The 20183-nt window shown below is 62.8% G+C and carries 19 protein-coding genes; 14 read left to right on the top strand and 5 right to left on the bottom strand.

Features of this window, described 5'->3' with window-relative positions; translation table 11 throughout:
* Window positions 1-31: 31 nt before the first annotated feature.
* The 8 genes from AC522E_RS09815 to AC522E_RS09780 all read left to right on the top strand — a co-directional run bounded on the left by AC522E_RS09815 (window position 32) and on the right by AC522E_RS09780 (window position 9588).
* The gene (locus AC522E_RS09815) at window positions 32-1612 is read left to right on the top strand and encodes an ABC transporter substrate-binding protein (protein ID WP_500750245.1); all 1581 of its coding nucleotides are present in this window, start codon (window positions 32-34) and stop codon (window positions 1610-1612) included.
* 72 nt (window positions 1613-1684) lie between these two features.
* On the top strand, window positions 1685-2629 hold the full coding sequence (locus tag AC522E_RS09810; protein ID WP_500750244.1) for an ABC transporter permease: 945 nt from the start codon (window positions 1685-1687) through the stop codon (window positions 2627-2629).
* Entirely contained in the window at window positions 2626-3498 is an 873-nt protein-coding gene (locus tag AC522E_RS09805; RefSeq protein WP_500750243.1) for an ABC transporter permease, read from the top strand. The genes AC522E_RS09810 and AC522E_RS09805 overlap by 4 nt, the downstream gene beginning before the upstream one ends.
* A gap of 5 nt (window positions 3499-3503) precedes the next feature.
* Entirely contained in the window at window positions 3504-5171 is a 1668-nt protein-coding gene (locus tag AC522E_RS09800; protein ID WP_500750639.1) for an ABC transporter ATP-binding protein, read from the top strand.
* Window positions 5168-6031: a carbon-nitrogen hydrolase family protein gene (locus tag AC522E_RS09795; RefSeq protein WP_500750242.1), complete on the top strand. Its 864-nt coding sequence runs from the start codon at window positions 5168-5170 to the stop codon at window positions 6029-6031. The genes AC522E_RS09800 and AC522E_RS09795 overlap by 4 nt, the downstream gene beginning before the upstream one ends.
* A 17-nt stretch (window positions 6032-6048) precedes the next feature.
* Window positions 6049-6600, top strand: coding sequence for a carboxymuconolactone decarboxylase family protein (locus tag AC522E_RS09790; RefSeq protein ID WP_500750241.1), 552 nt, complete (start codon window positions 6049-6051; stop codon window positions 6598-6600).
* A gap of 808 nt (window positions 6601-7408) precedes the next feature.
* Entirely contained in the window at window positions 7409-8710 is a 1302-nt protein-coding gene (locus tag AC522E_RS09785; RefSeq protein ID WP_500750240.1) for an amidohydrolase, read from the top strand.
* A gap of 233 nt (window positions 8711-8943) precedes the next feature.
* Window positions 8944-9588 (top strand): trimeric intracellular cation channel family protein, encoded by a 645-nt coding sequence (locus AC522E_RS09780; RefSeq protein WP_500750239.1) that lies wholly within the window; start codon window positions 8944-8946, stop codon window positions 9586-9588.
* A gap of 42 nt (window positions 9589-9630) precedes the next feature.
* On the opposite strand, the gene AC522E_RS09775 is transcribed toward AC522E_RS09780, so the two are convergent.
* The 5 genes from AC522E_RS09775 to AC522E_RS09755 form a co-directional block, all read right to left on the bottom strand.
* Window positions 9631-10047 (bottom strand): DUF3830 family protein, encoded by a 417-nt coding sequence (locus tag AC522E_RS09775; RefSeq protein ID WP_500750238.1) that lies wholly within the window; start codon window positions 10045-10047, stop codon window positions 9631-9633.
* Window positions 10044-10730: a phospholipase D-like domain-containing protein gene (locus AC522E_RS09770; RefSeq protein ID WP_500750237.1), complete on the bottom strand. Its 687-nt coding sequence runs from the start codon at window positions 10728-10730 to the stop codon at window positions 10044-10046. Before AC522E_RS09770 ends, AC522E_RS09775 begins: the two co-directional genes overlap by 4 nt.
* Before the next feature lie 176 nt (window positions 10731-10906).
* A complete protein-coding gene (locus AC522E_RS09765) occupies window positions 10907-11956 on the bottom strand; it encodes a patatin-like phospholipase family protein (protein WP_500750236.1) in 1050 nt (349 codons plus the stop codon).
* Window positions 11957-12342: 386 nt separating this feature from the next.
* Window positions 12343-13131 carry an IclR family transcriptional regulator gene (locus AC522E_RS09760; protein WP_500750235.1) on the bottom strand — a complete coding sequence of 263 codons (789 nt, stop codon included), beginning with the start codon at window positions 13129-13131 and terminating at the stop codon, window positions 12343-12345.
* An 84-nt stretch (window positions 13132-13215) separates the two neighbouring features.
* On the bottom strand, window positions 13216-14631 hold the full coding sequence (locus tag AC522E_RS09755) for a CoA transferase (protein WP_500750234.1): 1416 nt from the start codon (window positions 14629-14631) through the stop codon (window positions 13216-13218).
* 193 nt (window positions 14632-14824) lie between these two features.
* Here AC522E_RS09755 and AC522E_RS09750 point away from each other — a divergent pair, with 193 nt between their 5' ends.
* From AC522E_RS09750 to AC522E_RS09725, 6 genes are all read left to right on the top strand, one after another.
* Window positions 14825-15793: a Bug family tripartite tricarboxylate transporter substrate binding protein gene (locus AC522E_RS09750; RefSeq protein ID WP_500750233.1), complete on the top strand. Its 969-nt coding sequence runs from the start codon at window positions 14825-14827 to the stop codon at window positions 15791-15793.
* A gap of 104 nt (window positions 15794-15897) precedes the next feature.
* Window positions 15898-17100, top strand: a complete 1203-nt coding sequence (locus tag AC522E_RS09745; protein WP_500750232.1) for a thiolase family protein — start codon at window positions 15898-15900, stop codon at window positions 17098-17100.
* A gap of 10 nt (window positions 17101-17110) precedes the next feature.
* Window positions 17111-17500: a Zn-ribbon domain-containing OB-fold protein gene (locus tag AC522E_RS09740; protein ID WP_500750231.1), complete on the top strand. Its 390-nt coding sequence runs from the start codon at window positions 17111-17113 to the stop codon at window positions 17498-17500.
* Window positions 17501-17522: 22 nt separating this feature from the next.
* Window positions 17523-18416 carry a fumarylacetoacetate hydrolase family protein gene (locus tag AC522E_RS09735; RefSeq protein WP_500750230.1) on the top strand — a complete coding sequence of 298 codons (894 nt, stop codon included), beginning with the start codon at window positions 17523-17525 and terminating at the stop codon, window positions 18414-18416.
* A 36-nt stretch (window positions 18417-18452) separates the two neighbouring features.
* Window positions 18453-19664 (top strand): CaiB/BaiF CoA transferase family protein, encoded by a 1212-nt coding sequence (locus AC522E_RS09730; RefSeq protein WP_500750229.1) that lies wholly within the window; start codon window positions 18453-18455, stop codon window positions 19662-19664.
* 39 nt (window positions 19665-19703) lie between these two features.
* Window positions 19704-20171, top strand: a complete 468-nt coding sequence (locus AC522E_RS09725) for a tripartite tricarboxylate transporter TctB family protein (RefSeq protein ID WP_500750228.1) — start codon at window positions 19704-19706, stop codon at window positions 20169-20171.
* The last annotated feature ends 12 nt before the right edge of the window (window positions 20172-20183 follow it).

Here is a 20183-nt window from a genome sequence, read left to right as displayed (position 1 = left end):
AAGAACCAACCAAACCAGAAACGAGGGATCAATGACATTACGGTTCAAGACATTCGGGATTGCCGCGCTACTCGCCGGTTCCCTCCACGCCATCCCGGCTTTTGCTGAGACGGCGCTCAACGTCGTTATGCAGGCGCCGCTCAGGACGCTCGATCCAATCCTGAGTACCGCCCAGATCGTGCGCACCCATGGCTTCATGGTGTTCGACACGCTGCTCGGGATGGACGCCAAGTACAACCCGCAGCCGCAGATGGCCGATTACAGCGTCTCGGCCGACAAGATGACCTACACCTTCACCCTGCGCGACGGGCTCAAATGGCATGACGGCACGCCGGTGAAGGCCGAGGATTGCGTCGCCTCGATTAAGCGTTGGGCCGCCAATGACGGCGCCGGTCGCACGATGATGACTTACGTCGCTTCCATCGAGGCGACCTCCGACAAAGAGCTCGTCATCAAGCTGTCGAAGCCCTTTGGCCAGGTGCTGGAACTGCTGGCGAAGCCCTCGCCAGTGCCGCCCTTCATGATGCCGAAGCGCCTCGCAGAGACGCCCGCCGGTCAGCAGGTGACCGAGATGATCGGTTCAGGACCGTTCAAGTTCGTCGCCGCCCAGTACCGGCCCGGAGACCAGGCGGTCTACGTCAAGAACACGGATTACAAGCCACGCTCCGAGCCGATGAGCTGGACTGCCGGCGGCAAGGTCGTGAATGTCGACAAGGTCGTCTGGAAGTCGATGCCGGATATGCAGACCTCGATTAACGCGCTGCAGTCCGGTGACGTCGATCTGATCGAGCAGGTGACGATCGATCTCTTGCCGCTGCTCACGGCCAATGACGAGATCAAGACCGGCGCCATCAACGCGCTCGGCAGCCAGGTCACCGGCCGCTTCAACCATCGCCTGCCGCCCTTCGACAATCCCAAGGTCCGTCAGGCGGCGATGTATGCGCTTGATCAGGACCAGCTCATGCAGACGGCGATCGGCGACAGCCAGTATTACAAGCTCTGCGCCTCGGTCTATGGCTGCGACGTGCCGCTCGCCTCCGATGCCGGCTCGGAATATCTCAAAGGCAGCGCCAAGGAGCGCCTGGCCAAGGCCAAGGAGCTGCTGAAGGCCTCCGGCTATGACGGCACGCCGGTGCTGATGATGCAGCCGACCGACCTGACGATCCTCTCCACCCAGCCGATCGTTGCGGCGGAGCGCCTGCGCGAGGCCGGTTTTAAGGTCGATGTCGCCGCGATGGACTGGGCTACGCTGCAGTCGCGCAAGAACAGCTCACAGCCAGTGGCGCAGGGCGGCTGGAACATGCTGTTCACCTATTGGGGCGTCTCCGGCATCTGGAACCCGACCGTGCATGCGCTGCTCGACGGCTCGGGCTCGGATACCGCCTGGTCGGGCTGGCCGCGCAGTGCCCGCGTCGAGGAGCTCCGCGCCGCATATCTCACTGCTTCGACGCTCGACGAGCAGAAGAAGATCGCCAGGGAGATCCAGCAGATCGCCTATGACGAGGGTTTCTACTTCAACGCCGGCGAGTTCCAGTCCGTCGCCGCCTGGCGGGCGAATCTGAAGAACCTCCAGCCGGGTCCGCTCACCCTTTTCTGGGGCGTGAGCAAGTAGCCGTCCCGCACCGGGCGACGGCTCCCACCGTCGCCCGTCCCCGCAGGCATCGTTTTTGGCGCGGAGCATTGCATGGCTTCCTACTTCCTTCGCAGGCTGCTAATGGCGATCCCCGTCATGTTCTTCGTGGCGCTATTCGTCTTCCTTCTGCTGCGCCTGACGCCGGGCGACCCGGCCCAGGCAATCGCCGGTGATCAGGCGACGCCAGCCCAGCTCGCCGCCATCCGCCAGAATCTCGGCCTCGACAAGCCGCTCGCCAGCCAGTTCGTCGCCTGGATCGGCGACATGGCGGGGGGCGACTTCGGTCACTCGCTGATCTCGCAGCGACCGGTGCTAGAGATGATCGGCCAGCGCATCGGCCCGACGCTGGCGCTCGCAGTCATGGCGATGATCTTCACGGTCGTCATTTCGCTACCGCTCGGCGTGCTCGCAGCCTGGCGCCATGGCGGGCTGGTCGACCGCTTCGTCATGGCGCTGTCGGTCGTCGGCTTCTCCGTGCCGATCTTCGTAATCGGCTACGTGCTCATCGCGGTCTTCGCGGTCGATCTGAAATGGTTCCCAGTGCAGGGCTACAAGCCGCTCGCCGAGGGCTTCGGCCAATTCCTCCACCGCATCCTGCTGCCGGGGCTGGCGCTCTCCTCCTTCTATATCGCGCTGGTTTCGCGGATGACGCGCGCCTCGATGTTGGAGGTGTTGCGCGAGGATTATGTACGCACGGCGCGGGCGAAGGGGCTGGGCGAGAGCATCGTCTTGTTCCGCCACGCGCTGCGCAACGCCGCGATCCCGATCCTTACGGTGGTCGGCACGGGCTTCGCGATGATGATTTCTGGCGTCGTCGTCACCGAGACGGTTTTCAATATTCCTGGTCTTGGACGGTTGGTCGTCGACGGCGTTCTCGCGCGCGACTACCCCCTGATCCAGGCGATCATCCTACTGACCGCCGGCACCTATGTTCTGATCAACCTCCTAATCGACCTGTCCTATGCACTGAGCGACCCGAGGATCCGCTACCAATGAGCGCCTCATCCAACCCCGTGCAGGGCGCGCTTCCCCGGCGCCGCCTGATGCAGAATCCGCCGCATTGGACGACGGTGCTCGCCGTCATCGTCCTGCTCGCCGTCGTCGCGATGGCTGTGTTCGCGCCGCTGCTCGCCAATTTCGAGCCAACCAAGCTCAATGCGGCCATGCGGCTCAAGCCTTCCTCTGATACCTATTGGCTGGGTACGGACAGCTTCGGTCGCGATCTCTATTCGCGCGTGGTGTATGGCGCGCGGGTCTCCCTGCTGGTGGGTGCCGGCGTCGCCGCCGGCGCGATCCTGATCGGCCTGCCGCTTGGCCTACTCGGCGGCTGGTATCCCGCGATCGACGGCGTGTTGATGCGGATGATGGACGGCCTGATGGCAATCCCCGGCATTTTGCTCGCTATCGCGATAGTCGCGCTGACCCGCGGCGGGCTCGTCACCGTGATCTTTGCCATCATGATCCCGGCGATCCCGCAGGTCGTGCGTTTGGTGAGGGCACGCGTAATCGCGGCCCGCGAGGAGACCTATGTCGACGCGGCGATACTGCTCGGGACGCCGCCGGCCAAGCTGATCTGGAAGCATCTGCTTCCGACGACGATAGCGCCTCTGATCGTTCAGGGCACCTACATGTACGCCTCCGCCATCCTGACGGAGGCGGCCCTGTCCTTCCTGGGCGTTGGCATCGGCACCGAGATCCCGAGCTGGGGCAACATCATGGCCGAGGGGCGGCTCTATTTCGCGATCAACCATTGGCTGGTGTTCTGGCCAGCAATCGTGCTGTCGCTGTGCATCTTGTCGATCAATCTGCTCGGCGATGCGCTGCGCGACCGGCTCGATCCGAAGATGCAAGGGAGGAACGCGTGACCGAGATGGCCGCCCCGACCCAGCCGGTGCTCTCGATCCGCGACCTGCGCGTCGCGACGCGCGGGCGTGAGTCCTCCAAGATTCTGAAGGGCATCAGCTTCGACATCCAGCCGGGCGAGACGCTCTGCCTCGTCGGCGAGTCCGGCTCGGGTAAGTCGGTGACCTCGCTGGTGGCGATGGATCTGCTGCCGCGCGAAGAACTGCATGCGACGGACGGCACGGTGCTGCTCAATGGCGAAGACATCCTGACCGCCACGCCATCCCGTACCAAGGCGCTGCGCGGCGCCGAGATGGCGATGATCTTCCAAGAGCCGATGACGGCGCTGAACCCGGTGCTGACCATCGGGCTGCAGATGGACGAGGTCTACTGGGCACATACGCAAATGCGCCCGAAAGAGCGACGCGAGGCTGCACTCGCCGCGTTCGAAGCAGTGCACTTGCCCGATCCGGCGCGGATCTACGACAGCTTCCCGCATCAACTCTCCGGCGGACAGCGCCAGCGCGTGATGATCGCGATGGCACTCGCCCTGAAGCCGAAACTCCTGATCGCCGATGAGCCGACCACCGCGCTCGACGTTACCACGCAGAAACAGATCCTCAGCCTAATCCGTGAGTTACAGGTCAAGCAGAACACCGCCGTCCTGTTCATCACCCACGATATGGGCGTGGTCGTCGACATCGCCGACCGCGTCTGCGTCATGCGCCGGGGCGAGATCGTCGAGACAGGTCCGGTCGAGCAGGTGCTGAGCCAGCCGAAGGAGAACTATACGCGCGACCTGCTGCAGTCCGTGCCGTCGCTGGTTCCGCGCGCACCGCGCACCTCGGCGCAGGAGGCGGAGGCCGTCGTCGAGGTCCGCAATCTCGAAAAGACTTTCAGCTTTGGCTCACTGTTTGGAACACTGATGGGGCGCGACATTCGCACCGTGCGCGCCGTGAACGACGTCAGCTTCAAGTTGGCTCGGGGGCGAACGCTCGGCATCGTTGGCGAGAGCGGCTCGGGTAAGTCGACAGTCGCGCGCTGCCTGCTCAGGCTGGAGCATCCGACCGGCGGCGAGATCCGGGTCAACGGGCAGGACATCGCTCCGCTCCGGGGTCAGGCGGCGCTGGCGCCGGCTCGGCGGCGCGTGCAGATGGTTTTCCAGGACCCGAACCGCTCGCTCAACCCGCGCTTGCGCATCGGCGAAAGCCTGATCGAGGGGCCGCTCAATCTCGGCGAGGACCGCACCTCCGCGCTGAAGCGCGCTGGCGAGCTTGTCGAGGTAGTCGGCCTGCCGCGCACAAGCCTCGAACGCTTTCCTCACCAGTTCTCAGGTGGCCAGCGCCAGCGCATCGCGATCGCGCGCACCCTGATGATGGATCCGGAGGTCATTGTCGCTGACGAGGCCGTCTCGGCACTCGACGTCTCGGTGCAGGCGCAGGTGCTCGCGCTGCTGGCCGAGATTCAGGAACGACGCAATCTCGCAGTGCTGTTCATCACCCACGACCTGCGTGTCGCAGCCCAGATCTGCGATGAGGTGATAGTGATGCAGCGCGGCCGCGTCGTAGAGGATGGGCCAGCCTCGGAAGTGCTGGCCAGGCCGCGTCACGACTATACACGTGCCTTGATCAACGCAGCGCCGGGGCGGGACTGGGATTTCGCCGCTGGCCGCCGCATCGCCGGAGCCAACGCATGATTTCTGCCAGCCTTGTCCAGCTCGACGTCCAGTCATTGGCGCCTGCCGAAAACTTCCGGCGTATCCACGACTTCGTCGCGACCGAGGCGGCGCATGGCGCGCAGCTCATCCTATTCCCAGAGCTGTCGAACACCGGCTATGTCGAGCCACTGGTGCCGGGCGGGCCAATGGTCAGCGACGTGCCGCATTTCGGCGCAGCGCTCTACGAGGCCTGCGCCGCTCTGGATGGCGAGGAGATCAAGGCACTCGTCGCGCTCGCGGCGCGGCATCGCGTGCATCTGGTCATTGGACTCGGCTTGCGCGACCCACTCCGAGCCGGGGTGATGCGCAATGCCTCACTGCTGATCGGGCCAGAGGGCGTGCTGGGCAACTATACCAAGGTCCACCAGTGGCAGAACGAGAAGCTGTTCTTCACTGGCGGCGACAGCGTCGACATCTTCCCGGTCTTCGGCACGCGGCTCGGCATGCAAGTCTGCTACGATATCCGCTTCCCCGAGATCACCCGCATCCTTGCCCTGCAGGGCGCGAGCATCGTCACCTCCGTCTGGGCCTCCTTCGGCGCCGAGAACGCGCCGGTAACCGACGAGGCGCTGTTCATCCACCGTGCCTATACGCGAGCAACGGAGAATGGTGTCTTCTTCCTAAGCTGCAATCGCAGCGGCAGCCGCGGCGGGCAGCGCTTCTTCGGCCGCTCCTGCGCGGTCGGACCAGACGGCAAGCTACTCGGCGCGCTCGACCATGACCGCGAGGAGGTGCTCCGGGTCGAGATCGATCTCGCGGAGGTCGCACGCTATCGCACCTTCACGGGCATCTGGGCCGACCGGGCACCTGCGCTCTACGCAAAATATCTCAACACCTGACTTCCGCGAGACATCCGATGACGACCTCTCCCTGTCCGCCGATCAGTGATGCCAACTGGCCTGAGACCATCGCCGATATGAGGGGCGGTTTCGCAGGGGCGCTCAACGTCTACCGCACGATGGCGCATCATCCCGCGCTGCTGAAGGCCTGGGCGCCGCTGCGCCAGCACATCGTCAAGGACAGCGCGCTCGGGCCGGTGCGCTCGGAGGTCGTGATCCTGCGCGCGGCCCACCGCATGGGCTCGCCTTATGAGTGGGCGCATCACGTGAGCCGGGCGCGGGTGCTCGGTATGAGCGATGCTCGCATTGCCGCATTACGTGCCATGCCGGACGGCCAGGACGGGCTGATCGCACGCGCGGTCGACGCTCTCTTCGACGATCGGCGCCTCGCGCCTGCACTCGAAGCCGAGCTCGCTGCAGAGCTCGGGCGCGAGGCGGTCTTCGACCTGATTGCGACCGTCGGTTTCTACTCCATCCTCGGCTATATCTTGATGACTTATGACACGCCGGTCGATACGCCGGTCGCCATGGAGATGGCGGAAAGGCCCCTCGCTACAGCGGCGACCTGACTGCCGGACCAAGGGTGACGATGTTCGTCGACTGAAAGGCAAGAAAGATCAAGGTCTGCTAAGGGTCAACCAGAGCCATTGAGCAAGGCGCCGGGAAGGACTCGATCCCGCTCCATTGCGGAAATACGGCCAAGGTCGGCCTCGTGCTGCGCCTCAGCACCGCCGCTCCGATCCAATCTGCGGGACGAACGGTCATGTCTTACCTGCAGTGGCGGCGCGCCGGTCGATGACCGACCGATGCGTGGCAAGCCTCCCGTCACGGGCGGAATGTTGCTGGATCGAAACATGGTCGGGGCGACGCATCCGTCCCTCGGCGGACCATGTTGCGCCAGTCCCGAACCATGGTGACCTCGGTCAACGAGGTTCCCGGAAAGAGGGGCGGAACCCCGCTCCCAAGCCGGTGTTGATACCGATGTTCCGTTTGGCCGGTTCCAGGCGGTTCGCTCCGAGGAGAACCGCGATGGCCAACGGATACCGCCTCGCCGCCCCGGGTTCATCAACCTGTACCGTACTATCGGTCCGGACAGACTCGTCCGTGCGCGAGCCGATTGCCGTGCCCTTGATGCAGGAGCGGCACGATGTGCCTGTTGTGTGCCGCCGCATCGGATAACAGGGACATGGCTCGACGGGTGCATGTGCTCCATCTCCTGGCGCTTGTCGAGAATCCCGCTGCGCTCCCGCGTGACGCGGCGCTTCGGCTTGCTCAGGAGATCCTAATGATGACCGGGTCCGATGCCGACACGTGCCGGTGTGAGGCCGTGTCGCCGCCGGGAGCCGACAAGAGCGCAGACATGGACAGGAGACCTTCATGACCGCGGATACCGCTCGATCCGCCCCCGCCCGAAGCGGCTTGCCACCTCTCTCCGAGACGCTGCTGGCCGAACTCGAGGGGATGTACAAGGACATCCACGCCCATCCCGAGCTGTCGATGCAGGAGACGCGGACCGCGGGACTTGCCGCCACCTGGCTGCGGAAGCACGGCTACGAGGTCACCGAGGGGATCGGGGGCACCGGGGTCGTGGGCCTGCTGGGGAACGGTGATGGCGCGACGGTGCTGCTGCGCGCCGACATGGATGCCCTGCCCATCGAGGAGAGCACGGGCCTGCCCTATGCCAGCCGCGAGAGAGGCACCGATCGATTCGGCCAGGCCACGGCCATCGCGCATTCCTGCGGTCATGACATGCACGTGGCATGGCTGATGGGCGCGACACGGATCCTCGCCGAGAACCGCGACCGGTGGAAGGGCACCGTCATCGCCGTGTTCCAGCCCGGCGAGGAGACCGCCCAGGGCGCCCGCGCCATGATCGAGGACGGGATGGTCAAGCGATTCCCGAAGCCGGACGTGACACTCGGCCAGCATGTCATGCCCCTCAGCGCCGGGCAGATCGGCTGGCGCAAGGGCACCATGCTCTCCGCCGGGGACAGTTGGGAAGTGACGCTGTATGGCCGCGGCGCGCACGGCTCGATGCCGCAGAAGAGCATCGATCCCGTCGTGATGGCCGCCGCCGCCGTGATGCGCCTCCAGACGGTGGTGTCGCGGGAGGTCGCGATGACGGACAGCGCCGTGGTCAGCGTTGGCACCCTGAGGGCGGGCATGAGCGAGAACGTCATCCCCGATCGGGCCTTGCTGCGGCTCAACGTCCGCACGTTCAAGGACCAGGTCCGCACCCGCGCCTTGGCCGCGATCCGGCGCATCCTTGATGCGGAAGCCGCCGCCTCCGGGGCACCGAAACCGCCCGACTACACGGTGCTCAGCGAGTATCCACTGACCCGCAACGACGAGGCCTCCACGAACCGCGTCGTCGCGGCGCTGCGACGCCATTTCGGCCCGGACTGGGTGCACGAGATCGAGCCGGCCACCGCCAGCGAGGACTTCGGATTGTTCGGGGCCGCCTGGAACGTGCCAGCGGTGTTCTGGATCGTCGGCGGCATCGACCCGGAGCGATACCGGGCGGCCGAGCAGGCGGGCACGCTGGACCAGATCCCGGCCAACCATGCCCCGGACTTCGCACCGGTGATCCACCCCACCCTGCGCACCGGCGTCGAGGCGATGCTCGCGGCCGCGGGGGCTTGGCTGGTGCCGGAGACAGCAACATCACCGGCGACCTGACCCCGGCGGCCCTGCCATCCGTGGGAATCGGTGCCCGCCCATCGCCACCGTCCGTCGGGTTCGTCCCGGGGCCAACGGCGACGATGCAGCCCCGCACGTCAGTCGACGCTTCCGTCCGGACGCTTCACGCCTTGGCCAATGGCCCGCCGCCTGCCGCCGGAGACCTCCGGTTCCCGAACCTCCCGGTGAAACGCCGGAACGATGACCTGCCCCTCCCGATGGAACCGTGAGAGATGTTTAACACCTTCGCTGCCTTTCTGGACTGGTTCGGAATTATAGTGTTCGTGGCCAGCGGGGCGCTGGTCGCCTCGCGCAAGCAGATGGACCTGGTCGGGTTCGTGCTGCTCGGCACCGCGACCGGGATCGGCGGGGGAACGATCCGCGACACCCTCATCAACGCGCTCCCGGTGTTCTGGGTGCGGGAGCCGGCGTATCTGGTCACCTGCGTGCTGGTCTCGTGCGCGGCGTTCTTCCTCGCCCACGTTCCGTCTTCGCGGCTCAAGCTCCTGCTGTGGTGTGACGCCGTCGGCATGGCCCTGTTTGCGGTGACCGGGGCCGAAAAGGCCCTCCTGGCCGAGACCGGCCCCATTGTCGCCGTTGCCATGGGCGTGATCACGGCCACCTTCGGCGGCATCATCAGGGACATCCTCGGCGGCGAAAGCCCGGTCATCCTCAGCCGCGAGATCTACGTGTCGGCTGCCCTATGCGGGGCGGCGCTCTTCGTTGTCCTGGCGCTCGCCGGGATCGCTCGCGAGTACGCCCTCACCGGCGGCTTCCTGGTCGGCTTCGCCATCCGGGCGGCAGCGCTGCGGTGGGACTGGTCCCTGCCGCGCTATCGGCCGCGGCAGGGGCGTACGCGGGAAGAAGTCGACCGCTGATGACTGCCCATTGCTTCCTGCACAGGCCGATGCGGGCGGAGTTCAGTCGCGACGCTCGAACAGGATATCCTGGGCACCTTCCCAGAGGACCTTGGTGCCGAGGGCGTGGAGGTTTTCGTGCCCCTTGCCGATTGTCAGGAAATGGTTGCCCGCGAGCTGGCCCATCTTGCTCGCGAAGCGGACCCCACCATACGCCAGAAGCAGTTCGGTCTCGCTAAAGCCGCCGGGATAGAGGAGGAAGTGACCGGGTGCCGGATAGCTTGTCGCATCTTCGAAGCCGAGGCCGAAATTGGTATTGCCGAGGGGGATCCAGCAGCCTTCCCCACTCCAGCGCACGTGAATGATCCGCTGCTCGTAGGGCAGCAGGTCCAGGAACCGCTCGCAGGTCTTCGGTGCGGCTTCCTGCTCGAGCCGCGCCTCGAAATCGAAGGGTCCGGCCTTGATATGAATGAGGGTCATCGGCGATTCTCCGTCAGAATCCTAGAGCAGGGGCGAGAGCAGGCGTGCCACGGAGTCGTGCAACCGCTTAGGGGCTGAACCCCGCCGGTACGCGGCAGCGTCGAACGGAAAGCAGTCCTCGAGATCCGCTCGAATGCCGCCTCCAGTTCCTGCGCGAGCCACGCGTCGTAGAGCACCGCGTTGAGCTCGTAGTTGCTGCTGAAGCTGCGGATGTCGAGGTTGGCCGAGCCGATGGAGCAGACTTCGCCGTCGATGCTGAGCGTCTTGGCGTGCAGGTAGCCTTTCCCGTACAGGTGCACCCGCGCCCCGGCGGCCGCGACCTTGGCCAGGTAGGTGTTCGCGGCCCAGTACGGCGTCTGGTTCAGCCCCTCGCCGCACTCGCTCACCATCACGTCCACTTCGATGTCCGCCAGCGCCGCTGCCCTGAGCGCCTCCGCGATGGTCGCACCGAGGATGAAGAACGGGGATTGCAGGCGCACGCGCTGCTGGGCCGACATGATCATCGCGAAGTAGAGCTGGCGGATGGCGCGCCATTCCGAGTCCGGTCCTGAGGTCAGGATCTGCACCGGCACGTAGCCGTCACTTGCCTCTGGGTTGCCCATTGGCGTGGACGGCAATCCATTCGCAAGTAAGGGGAAGCGATCCGCCGCGAAGAGATCCTCGCCCGTGGCGAACGCGCCCACATTTCAGCCCGCGTACCTATCGTTCGACCTAGCGCGACCTGCGAGCCACCCCGCTGGCAGTCTCGCGCACTTGCGTGGCGACCGCCAAGGGACGGCAGTGTCTCCGACCCACGCTGCGCCGAAAGGAAGCGAGATCCTGCCGACAGGCGGCGGTCAGTGCCGCGAGATGATGGAAATCAACCCGTCCCCTCGACGACGGCATCAATGTCGAGAGACGAGCGGACTCCCAGGTCATCGGCATGCGCCTCCAGGAAGGCCTCCGCCGAGCGGCGCCCTTCGTCCCGGAGGTAGCAGAGGAAGTCCCACTCAGCATTGAGCTTGGAAGAATAGCCGAGCTCTGTCATGGCCGCGCTTGCAATCCGATGGACGCGCATTCGTGCCCACAACGCTCCCTCGCAGTTTCCAGGGTCCGCCACCTGCCGCAGCAAGGCGATCATCCGTAGTTCCTTCAGCAGGGTGGCATTAAACGAGACCTCGTTGACCCGGTTGGTGATCTCCCGCGCGGTGCGCGGTAGGTCCGCCCGTTCAACCGGGTTGATCTGCACGAGGATGGTATCGTTCGAAGCGCACTCGCGCACCAATGGGGTGATCGTCGGGTTTCCGGCGTAACCACCGTCCCAGTACGCTTCGCCGTCGATTTCCACGGCTTGGAAGAGAAACGGAAGACAGGCAGAGGCCAGGAGTGCATCTGGCGTCACTTCGTGATTACGGAAGATCCGCCCCTGGCCGGTGCTGACGTTCGTGGCAGTGACGAATAGCTTGATCTTGGCGCGGGCAAGGCGGGAGAAGTCGATGCTCGCATCGAGGATGTCGCGCAAGGGATTGGCGCCTGTGGGGTTCAGGTCGTAGGGCGAGACCAGTCGGGCCGCAAGATCGAGGGCGATGAAGGCCGGCGAGCTATCCAAGGTCCAACGGCCCAGCAGAACGTCGAGTGGCCCGCGGCGGAATGGGCTGAGAAGCGCGGCGCGCGCAACACGCCGCCAGAAGTCTTCGAGCGCGGCGCGGGCCCCATCGGGGCCGCCCTCGGTATACCCGTCGATCAGAACGGCGGCGTTCATTGCCCCGGCCGAGGTGCCGGAGATCCCATCGATTCCAAGCCAAGACTCCTCAAGCAGGCGGTCCAGAACGCCCCACGCGAAGGCTCCATGGGAGCCGCCACCCTGAAGGGCGAGATCAACGAGCACCGAGGCGGCGCGGCTCTGGGCGCGTGACGTGGTCAGGGGCATGGCACGATCCCGCAGTTCTGAACCTTTGGGAAGGTGGGAACACGATACAGGAGAGCGGACAAGCTGTCCTCTCCTGACTTGCCCATTATCTGACCGAACCAATGGAGCCGATACGTCAGGTCCACTTCAAGTCCGATCAACGTTCCGAGGGCATTCTACTTGGGCTGGGAATCCCCATGTAGGCTGCGGCTGACGCAAATGTCGAAGGTCGGCATTGGGTCAGGCACAATCCTTGAGCGCGGTCGTGGTAATGTCCGCTTACGCCCGCTAACATGGAAACCCAAACATGCTCCGCCCCGTGCTACGAACCGACCGCCTCCCTCACGACAAAAGGGAACTTGGCAGAACCGCCACCAAAAGCGCGACGCAAATGGGTACAGAGCGGTTCAGCCGCGTGTTGAAAGGAACCCTTCCATAGCCTTAGCGGCCTTCAAGAGCTCTGGCAGATACTTGTCGACGATCGTCGGGCCGTCATAGGTGATGGTTGCACTCGTCGACAGGCCGTAGCGCACGCGGCCATTCACCCGGATTGGCACGGCCAGAGATGCCATGCCGAGTGCCGTTTCCTGGTTGGTGTAGATCCAGCCCTGCCGCCGCGCCTCCTCCATCTGCAGGCGCAGCCTGGGCAGGTCGTTAACAGTAAAGGGCGTCACCGCTGGTAGCGTGACATCATCCCCGTAAAGCTTGGCGAATTCCTCGTCAGACAGGTCACCCAGCATAAGCTTTCCCGAAGACGAGGCATTAGCCGGAAAGCGCGTGCCAACGGACATGTAGTCGCGTTGTAGTCGCTTAGCGGTAGCACGGGCGATACAGACGACTTCACGGCCATCGAGAGTCATGACAGAACATGATTCGTCGAGCTTGTCGGAAAGTTCCACCAATCGGGGCTGGATTAGGCTGAACGCTGGCAGCGACGCAAGATAAGAATAACCGAGCTGCAGCGTACGAGCGGATAGCTGAAAGCGGCGATCCCCTTCGACATAGGTGACGTAGCCGAGCTTTACCAAAGTCACCAGCACGCGCCGCGTCGACCCGGGACTGAGACCGACTTTCTGCGCAACGGCAGTCAGCGTCATGGCTGGAGAATTGGGTCCAAACGACTCGATGACCGCCAATCCCTTCGCCAAGGATTTGATAAAGTCCGGATCGTCGTCTTCCGGAAGACTATTGTTCACCTTTTGCCTCGCCAACACTCATCCTTACCTCAGTCGTTCTATGGCAGCAGGATCGTCAAGACACCACGTTTTGACGCCAGTCTCTCAATTCCACGCAAGCGGAGATGCGCCTGCCGGTTCCGGTAGCACATCCCATCGAGCCGGTGTCTCAGAATAGCGTATAATAGGCAATGGATGCTCAATCATGCCGAATACGGTACGGCTCACGGTCAGTTCATCGGCTCGCGGGTGTGGCAGTGCCCTGACGCCTTGAGGGCCATCCGGCCAGTTGTCCCTTGGGAGCTGACCAAGATCCTGGAGCCACATGGAGCAGGATGCCAAGGAAACCTTGACGTGATAGCTGCCACCTTCCCGCGCACGCCGTAGAAGGGCGCTCGTAACACCCGCCGCGCCAAGATAGCCGGCAAGATAGTCGTTCAGTGTGAAGGTCGATGCCAGTAAGGGCTGTTCGATGCTTCCCTCTCCGACGGCAAGCCCGCTAACCACCTGCCCCAGCGGGTCGTACCCTGCTCGCGATGACCACGGGCCGTCGTACCCGTAGCAACTTACCGAGACATAGATTATGCCGGGCCGCAATTCTGCCAGACGTTGGGGAGAGAGGCCGCGTGCATCGAGTGAGCCGGGCCGCCACGAATGAGCGAAAACGTCCGATTCGACGATCAACTCATGAAATCTTTCGAGGTCGCCCGGGTTGTCGAGGTCAACAAAAGCTGAGCGCTTGCCCAGTCCGGTATCGACGACGATGTGAGCCGGATCCGGCTGGTGCGGGGCCGAGACATGCAGCACCTCGGCCCCCTGTTCGGCCAGTTGCCGTGAGACAACGGGCCCAGCGAGCACATGCCCCATATCGACGACACGGATGCCCGAGAGCGGCCGCTCGCCAACGTCGAAAGGCCTAGCCGGTCCGTCTCCGATCTTTTCGATCTCCACCGGAACACGCGTCGCAAGGTGCCGACCCTGTGGGCTCGCCAGCCATTCGTCCCGGGTACGGGCAATTGCGCCGATTGCCTTTGCCTCGGCCAATGCCTCCTCCAGTTCGTCTGCTTGCCAGCGGCGGACGGCTCCTTCGATGGATTCCGTCGACGAGGAGCAATCCAAGAATGCCAGCAGGCGGCTGAAATGCTCATGGTAAAAAGCGTGACGTAACAGGTACATCTGCCGCCCGTCTGCCGTCTTGAAGAAGACCTTGCTTTCTGAGGGCGGTCGGACGAGCTGCAGCGAATGACCGTCCCGACGAAGATAAGACACAGTCCTCAAGCCGGGAACCGCCGCACGGCGCAAATCTACGCCAATCGATTGCGTCCGCCCGCCCCGCATGAGCCAGATCTCCGCAATGCCTACAGCATTGGCGGCAAGCGACACAGCGGCCGCTAAACCGGGGCGGTAGCGGCTTGGCACGACCGGATCAGCCCCTGTGAAGAAGACGTCGTGGTCCACGGTAGTGGAAAGTCCGAGCTGGGCGATCAACTCCCTCAGCACCTTTTCCGCTTGATGGTCCACGTCTAACCTCCTCGGTATTTTCCGTAATGCGGAGATATTTCCACTATCCGAAGAACTGTCCCGAAGCAAGGGACTGTGCTGGTATTGTCGGAACCCCGCATTTTGCCCTCCGCGGGTTGACAACATGTCAGAAAGGCGCATCCTTACGGAATACGAAAATATTTCCGGAATGCGGAAAAATGGGAGGAAGCAAGTGAGTACGAAACTAATGAGCCTGTCGTTAGGCTTTATGCTCGCTATAGGAACAGGTGCTGTCGCACAGCAGGGCTATCCCAACCGCCCGGTGCACATCATCGTGCCGCTCCCTGCAGGTTCCGCTGCGGATGGCGTTGCACGGATCGTGCTTCCCGTCGCGGAAAAGTACCTGGGTCAGCCGATCATTATCGAGAATGAAGGTGGTGCCGCCTCGATCCCCGGCACGGCACGGGCCGCGAAGGCAGCTCCCGATGGCTATACGTTGCTTTTCGGAACGGTCGCGACGCAGGTTTCTAATCCCAACATGTTCAAATCGCTGCCCTATGACCCATCCAAGGACTTTACCGCCGTGGCGCGGGTCGGCGGGCAGAGCATGATTCTTGCGACGCCAGCCTCCAAGGGTATCGATAGCGTCGCCAAACTCGTCGAGAAGGCTAAACAGACGGGCAAAATGAGTTATGCCTCCGCCGGCATCGGGACGTCGGCGCACCTCTGCGCAGAACTCCTGAAGTTGCGCACCGGCATCAAGTTGCGCCACATCCCCTATCAAGGCGGCACCCAGTCGGTGCTGGACCTGATGCGCGGCGAGACCGATATGATGTTCTATTCGCTCGCTCAATTCCAGCCAGGCCTGCAATCGGGAGAATTGAAACTCCTCGGCATCGCTGGAGAGAAGCGTTCGAAGTTCACACCGGACCTGCCGACCCTCAAGGAACAAGGCCTGGATGTGGTGTTGACCTCCTGGTATGGCGTCTATGCGCGTAGCGGCACCGATCCTGTGATCGTCGACAAGGTAGCCGACGCGATCAACAAGGCGCTGCAACAACCCAGCGTCGTCGATGCGCTCGACAAGACTGGCACGGAAGTCTACGCCACCTCTACACCTGCTGAGTATCAAGCCTTCACCGACAACGAGCGCAAGCGGTACGGTGAAATCATCAGTGCCGCCGGGATTCCGAAGAGCTGACACCCGGGCCTCGGGGTGGCTGAAAAGCCACCCGTCTCCTTACCTCATGACTTCATTCCGCAGGCGCAAAGCCAGCGACGATCCCTCACGCCCTGGAGTAGTTTATGCCCCGTCCCGGCTCGGAAGCAGTTATTGCCGGCCTTGGCGAACCGCCAGTCGGCCGTCTTGTCGGCTCCAATCCGACAGAACTCCATATAGAAGCGGCCATGCTCGCGATCGAAGATGCCGGAATCGATAAGCACGATATCGATGGGCTGATGACCTCCGGCACATTTCTAAACGACAATATTCGCCATCACATGATTATCGCAGAGCACCTCGGCATTCATTGCAAGACGTTTTGCGACACTTTGCGCACCGGCGGCCAGTCCTATCTGAACGGTGTGCAGATCGCGAAGTGGGCGGTCGAAAGCGGTCTCTGCAAGGCCGTCCTCCTGTTACGTGGCGACAATATCCTCACCGGTGTGCCGAAGGGAACCGGGCTTAAAGCCTACATCGACTACGGGGCTCATCCGCTTGAATTCGAAGTCCCGTTCGGCATTACGGTGCCGGGCGTCTATGCGATGATGGCACAGCGCCATATGCACGAGTTCGGTACCAAGCCGGAACAACTCGCAGCAATCGCTGTTGCTTGCCGCAGGCACGCATCCATGAATCCCAAGGCTTTCAAACGGGAGCCGATCACGATCGATGATGTGCTGGCTTCACCGATGGTAAGTACGCCTCTTCGTCTCCTCGATTGCAGCCCGATCTGCGACGGTGCGGGCGCCATTCTCATCACGTCGCTCGAACGAGCGCGGGACCTCAAAGCGAAGCCCGTACGTATTGTCGGGACCGGCCAGGCGCAATCGTACTACCACTTGGCGCATCTGGCGCGCGCGACCGGCGCTCGGCAGGAGGACAAAAACCGCTTTGGGCTCGCAAGGACGGTGCAGTCAGTAGCGGCAAAAGAGGCTTTCGGCCGCGCAGGCGTGAAGCCAAGCGATATCGACGTCGCGCAACTCTACGACTCTTTTACCATCACCGTACTGATGCAATTCGAGGCGCTTGGCTATTGCGCCGAGGGCGAAGGCGGGTCCTTCGCAGAAGGCGGACGCATTGAGCTCGGAGGCGAACTGCCAATTAACACCAATGGCGGCCTGCTCTCCTTCGGCTCCAGTGGCGGAATCAATCACATTATCGAGGCTGCGCGGCAGATGCGGGGGGAATGCGGCGACCGACAGGTGCCAAATGCCCAGCTCGGGCTCGTGACCAACGTCAGCGCCGTCGCCTCCAATCACTCCATAGCCATTCTCGGCCGCGACTGAGGAACATGTCATGTCCCGTCCACTTCCCACTCCCTCCAAGATTTCTCAACCTTTCTGGGATTCCTGCAAGGCGGAGCGCATGCAGATCCAACGCTGCGAGGACTGCGGCAACTATGCCTACTACCCCGTCTACATCTGCCCGGAATGTGCATCCCGAAAGCTGACGTGGACGCCGGTCAGCGGAAGGGGCACCATCCACACTTTCACGGTCGCAGCGAAATCGAGCTTTGAAACCGATGGCCCTCTGGTTGTCGCCCTGATCGAGCTTGAGGAAGGGGCGATGATGGTCTCGAACATCAAGACTGCCACGCCTGAGAGTCTTGCAATCGGCTTACCGGTTCGCCTCAGATATGAAAAGGTCACGGACGAGATCACTCTCCCGATGTTTGAACCCGCGTAGCCAGCGTCGCAGGAGCTGCATCGTGAAGATCGCCACCATAAACACAAAAGCCGGTCAACGCCCGGCTGTCGTCGCCCACGATCGTATCCTCGACATTGCGCGAGCTTGGAGCGTGGCGGGCAATGGGCCCGCTCCCACCTCGGTCCTTGAGATCATCGCGTGCCCCAACGTCCTGGCGAGCCTGTATCGGGTGACGGAGACCTCAGGTCACGAACTCTGGTCACCCCTCATTGATGCAGAGTTGCTCGCACCTATTCCTCGGCCGGCCAAGAACGTCTTTTGCGTCGGGCGCAACTACAAGCTTCACATAGAGGAAGGTGCACGGGCACGCGGCGTCCCGGCAGAGTATCCGGCAGTTCCCGAATTCTTCAGCAAACCACCTACTGCCGTAATCGGGCCCGACGCCGATATTCGGCTGCCGCGCCACACCCAAAAACTAGACTATGAGGTGGAGCTCGCATTTGTCGTCGGCCGCTCCGGCCGTGACATACCCGTCGAGGAGGCGTTCAGCTACATCTTCGGCTTTACCGTATTGAACGACATCACAGCACGCGATCTGCAACGGTCGCATGGTCAGTGGTTCAAGGGCAAGGCGCTCGACACGACCTGCCCGATCGGTCCCTGGATCGTCACCGCCGACGAATTCGACGTGACAAAGGAGCACCGGATTTGGCTCACTGTTAACGGCGAGAAGCGCCAGGACGCTTTCATCTCAGACATGGTTTTCGACTGTGCTTCGATCCTGTCGAACCTCTCCGCAGGCATGACAATCGAGGCAGGCGACATCATCACCACCGGCACGCCCTCAGGCGTCGGTCTCGGCCTCAACCCACAGATCTGGCTCAAGGACGGCGACGTCGTAGAAGCGGGTGTCGAGGGCATTGGCAGCATCAGAAACACTGTAAGAGCGACCTGAATACTAGGACCCTCCGTACAACAAGGAGACACTTCAATGGATGCCATCAATCCATCGGACGAGATTAGATCCCAGCGCAGGGGTGCGCTCGCAGGCATTCGTGTGATCGATGTATCTCGCGCCCTCGCCGGCCCGTATTCGACCATGCTGATGGGCGATCTCGGAGCCGACATAATCAAACTCGAAATGCCGGGCACAGGGGACGAGTCCCGCTATTGGGGCCCTCCCTTCGCGACCTATATGTCTTCGAATCGCAACAAGCGCTCTGTCGAAGTGGACCTGCACACGGCCGAAGGTCGGCAGATCTACTTCGATCTCGTTCGCACCGCCGATATCGTCGTCGAAAATTTCCGGCCCGGGACGATGAAGCGCTTCGGTCTCGATTATGAAGCTACCGCCAATGTCAAGCCGGACATCATCTACTGCTCGATCAGCGCATATGGGCAGACAGGACCGATGGCACACCGACCAGGTATAGATCTCATGGTACAGGCCATCAGCGGATTGATGTCCCAGACAGGCGAGAAGGACGGCCGCGCCATGAAGGCAGGCGGCCCGATCGCCGATATCGTGGGGGGATTTTCCGCTGTCGTCTCGATCATGGCTTCGCTCATGGAACGGCGCGAAACCGGCCGGGGCCGCTATATCGACATTGCCATGTTGGACGCGCTTATGATGGTGCTGAACCAGCAGATCGTCACCTATACGGCGACCGGAAAGCCTTATGCCCGTGTCGGGAATGCCCATCCGCTCATGGCGCCATATGAGAGCTTTCCGGCATCCGACCGGGAGTTCGTCATGGCTGTGACGAACGAGAAGGCATGGAGAGCATTCGTCTCCATTGCGGAATTCGCCTTCCTCGACGAGATACCAGAATTCAAGAAGCAGGTTGACCGCAACGTCAACCGTGTGAAGATGCTGGAGATGATCTACGCGGTTTTTAAGACCAAGCCGGCCGATTACTGGCTCGCCGAACTCGACAAGCGAGGCATCCCCTCCGAGCCGATCCTTACCCTGCCGGAAGTGGTGACTCTTCCCCACATCCTGGAGCGCGGGTCGCTTATGGAAATCGAATATCCGCCGGGCTCCGGCACCAAGGTGACCATTCCTGGCATGCCCTGGAAGGATGTCGCAGCGCCGCGGGTGAGGCGCGACCCGCCCGCCCTCGGCCAGCATACGCATGAGGTCCTCCAGGAGCTTTATGGTTCCAGCTATTCGGCAAAGGCCCCTGGCATAAATCCGGTGTGATCTCTTAGGATCTGCAAGCGGCAGTGAAAGGAGTTGTCAATGACCTCATTTCGAGACGACTTGGTTGCCGGACTGGTCTTTCTCGGGATCGGTGTGTTTGTTGCCTGCAACACACTCCTATCTCTGGACATAGGATCGGCGGAATCCATGGGGCCAGGGTTCTTCCCGTTGGCCTTGTGCATCATCCTGACGCTGCTCGGCCTCGGGATCCTGATCAGCGCGCGCCGGAGGACGCTCGGGGCGGAGGATCAGGTGCAGCGCCCTCCTCTCAATCTGCGCGCTCTCTTCTTCGTGGCCATCGCACCGATTGCTTTCGGCTTGTTGCTGCGGCCTTTCGGGCTGGTACCGGCCCTCACCGCGACGATCACGCTTGCGGTCGCTGCAAGCCGCACGATCGACTTCAAACGCGGCCTGACCATCGTCGCCGGCATGACGGCCTTCTGCGTAGTGGTCTTCTATTACGGCCTGCAGGTACCGGTCGATCTCTTCAACTGGGCTCTGCTCTAACGGCGGGAAATC

This window comes from Microvirga sp. BF8 (assembly GCF_059888585.1).
Note: the sequence above shows the minus strand (reverse complement) of the source record. Positions and strands in the feature narration are given on the sequence as shown.